Annotated in this window: 1 protein-coding gene; it reads right to left on the reverse strand. The window is 72.4% G+C overall.

Annotation, left to right across the window (positions count from 1 at the left end; translation table 11 throughout):
- The coding region (locus VIB55_RS17800; RefSeq protein WP_331878012.1) for an amino acid adenylation domain-containing protein at window positions 1-3,039 on the reverse strand (3,039 nt) is incomplete at its 3' end.
- Window positions 3,040-3,115 lie beyond the last annotated feature (76 nt).

A 3,115-nucleotide genomic window follows, 5' to 3' on the forward strand; every position in this document is an offset into this window, starting at 1 on the left:
GGTGCGTGAGTGCGTTAGTGCGTTAGTGCGGGAGTCCGCGGATCCCGAACCCAGTTCCGCACTCACGCACTCACGCACTTCCGCACTTTCTTCCCGCCACCGCACCCGGTCGCCCGTGCGGTACAGGCGCGCGCCGGGCTCGGCCGCGAACGGGTCCGGGACGAAGCGCTCGGCGGTCGCGGCGGGGCGGTCCAGATAGCCGCGCGCCACCTGCGCCCCGCCCACGTACAGCTCGCCGGGGACGCCCACCGCCGCCGGCCGCCCTGCCGCGCCCAGCACGTAGCAGCGGGTGTTGGAGACCGGCTTTCCGATCGGCACCCGCGAGACGGGGCCGCTCCCCCGCGCTTCCCAGAACGTCGCGACGATGGTGGTCTCGGTGGGCCCGTAGCCGTTCAGCAGGCGCACCCGTCCGCCGGCCACGGCCTGCCACGCGCGCACCCGCTCGGGAAGCGCGGCCTCCCCGCCGAACGCCACCAGCCGCAGCGACTCCGGGAGCGCTTGGGGATGGGCATCCAGGTGGGGCGACACGTGGTGCCACACGGCCGTGGGCAGTTCCAGCACGCTGATGCCCCACCTGCCGCAGGCCTCCCAGAACGACCGGGGGGTCGCGAACATCTCCTCCGTGCGCAGCACCAGGGTGGCGCCGGAAAGGAGGGTCGGGAAGATCTCCTCCGCGGCGGTGTCGAAGCTGATGGAGGCGAACTGGAGGACCCGGTAGCCCGGGCCGATCGCGAACTCCCGGGCGGCGTGCGTGGTGTAGTTGACGAGCGCGCGGTGCTCCACCGCGACACCCTTGGGGGTTCCCGTGCTCCCGGACGTGTAGATCACGTAGGCCAGGGAGCCCGGCCCCGCTGCGCCCTCCAGGTTCTGCCCGCTCTCCGTCGCCACGATGGACGGACAGACGACGCGCGTCCCTGCCGGCACCGGGATCGTTCCGCGCAGCCCCTCCTCCGTCAGCAGCACCTCCGACGCGGAGTCGGCCAGCATGAACGCCAGCCGCTCGGCGGGATACTCCGGATCCAGCGGCACGTACGCGCCGCCGGCCTTGAGCACCGCCAGCACCGAGACCACCATCTCCAGGCTGCGCTCCAGGCACACCGCCACCCGGGCCTCCGGCCCGACGCCCAACCGCCGAAGATGCCGCGCGAGCCGGTTGGCCCGCCCGTTCAGCTCCCGGTACGTCAGCGTCTCTCCGTCGTGGACGACCGCGGCGGCGTCCGGGCTCCGCTCCACCTGCGCTTCGATGAGCTGGTGGATGCACAGGCCGGCCGCCGGGTGCGGCGCACGGGTGGCATTCCACTCTTCCACGACCAGGCGGCGCTCCGCCGCGTCCAGCAGGTCCAGCTCCGAGAGGCGCACGTCCGGGTCGGCCGCGACCTGCCCCAGCACCCGCTCCAGGTGCCTCGCCATCCGCTCCGCGGTGGAGCGGTCGAACAGGTCGGTGTTGTACGAGAGGCTTCCCCACCCGCCGGCGGGGCCTTCCACGAGCCCCAGGCTCAGGTCGAACTTGGCGGTTTCCACCTCCGCCCCCACGGGCTTCATCACCAGCCCCGTGGGGGCGCTGTCCGCGCCCGAGGCGTGCTCCAAGGAGAACATCACCTGGAAGAGGCGCGAGTGGCCCAGGCTGCGCACCGGCTGCAACTCGGCCACCAGCTTCTCGAAGGGCACCTCCTGGTGCTCGTACGCCCCCAGCGTCGCCTCCCGCACCCGCCGCAGGGTCTCGCGGAAGGCCGGGTCTCCACCGAGGCCGGTGCGCAGCACCAGCGTGTTGACGAAGAAGCCGATCAGCGCCTCGACCTCCTTCCTCGTGCGCCCCGCGATGGGGCTGCCCACGACCACGTCGTCGCTCCCGCTGTACGTGGACAGCAGCAGCTGGAAGGCAGCGAGCCCCACCATGTACAGCGTCGCGCCCTCGCTCCGCGCCAGCGCCCGGAGGCGTTCCACCAGCTCGCCGGAAAGCTCGATCCGCTCGTGCGCCCCCCGATACGTCTGCTCCGCTGGGCGTGGACGGTCGGTGGGCAGCTCCAGCAGCTCCGGGGCGCCCGCCAAGCGCTCCCGCCAGTACGCCAGCTGCCGATCCAGCACCTCGCCCTCCAGCTGCTCGCGCTGCCACACCGCGTAGTCGGCGTACTGCACCGGCAGCTCCGCCAGCGGCGACTCACGCCCCTCGCGGTACGCCTCGTACAGCGCCGACATCTCGCGGAAGAGCACCCCCATGCTCCATCCGTCGCTGACGATGTGGTGCATCGACAGGAGCAGCACGTGATCGTCGGTGCCCAGGCGCAGCAGCGCCGCACGGAAAAGCGGGCCTGCCGCAAGGTCGAACGGCTGCCGCGCATCCTCGCCGGCGCGGTACCTGGCCGCCGCCTCGCGGTCCACCTCGCCCAGCCCCGACAGGTCCTCCACCGGCAGGGCGAACCCACCGATGGGCGCAATCACCTGCACCGGCGAGCCGTCCACCTCCCGGAAGACGGTTCGCAGCGCCTCGTGGCGCCGCACGATCTCGCCCAGCGCGCGCTCCAGCGCCGGCACGTCCAGCGCACCTGCCAGGCGCCATGCTACGCGGATGTTGTAGACGGCGCTTCCCGGCACCAGGCGGTCGATGAACCAGAGCCGCTCCTGCGCAAAGGACAGCGGGAGGGGACGATTACGATCGACCGGCACCACCGGCGGCAGCGCCGACCGCTCCGCGCGGCGCATCTCCTCCACGTGCCCCACCAGCTCCGCCAGCGTCGCCGCCTTGAACACCGCCCGCAGCGGCAGCTCGGTGCGGAACGCCTCCCGCACCCGCGAAACCAGCTGCGTGGCGAGCAGGGAGTGGCCGCCCAGCTCGAAGAAGTTGTCTTCCGCGCCGACGCGCTCCACGCTCAGCACCTCCGCCCAGATCCCCGCCATCCGCTCCTCGGCGGGGGTGCGCGGCGCCACGTACCTCCCATCGCGTGAGCCGAACGTGTCGGGCGCGGGAAGGGCCCCGCGGTCCACCTTGCCGTTGGGCGTGAGCGGCAGGGCGTCGATCAGCACGAAAGAGGAGGGCACCATATACTCGGGCAGCCTCTCCTTCAGGAACCCGCGAAGCTCGGGAATGATCCGCGGAGCGAATTGCCCCTGCCGCGGG

Origin of the sequence: Longimicrobium sp. (assembly GCF_036554565.1) — a bacterium.
GTDB lineage: Bacteria > Gemmatimonadota > Gemmatimonadetes > Longimicrobiales > Longimicrobiaceae > Longimicrobium.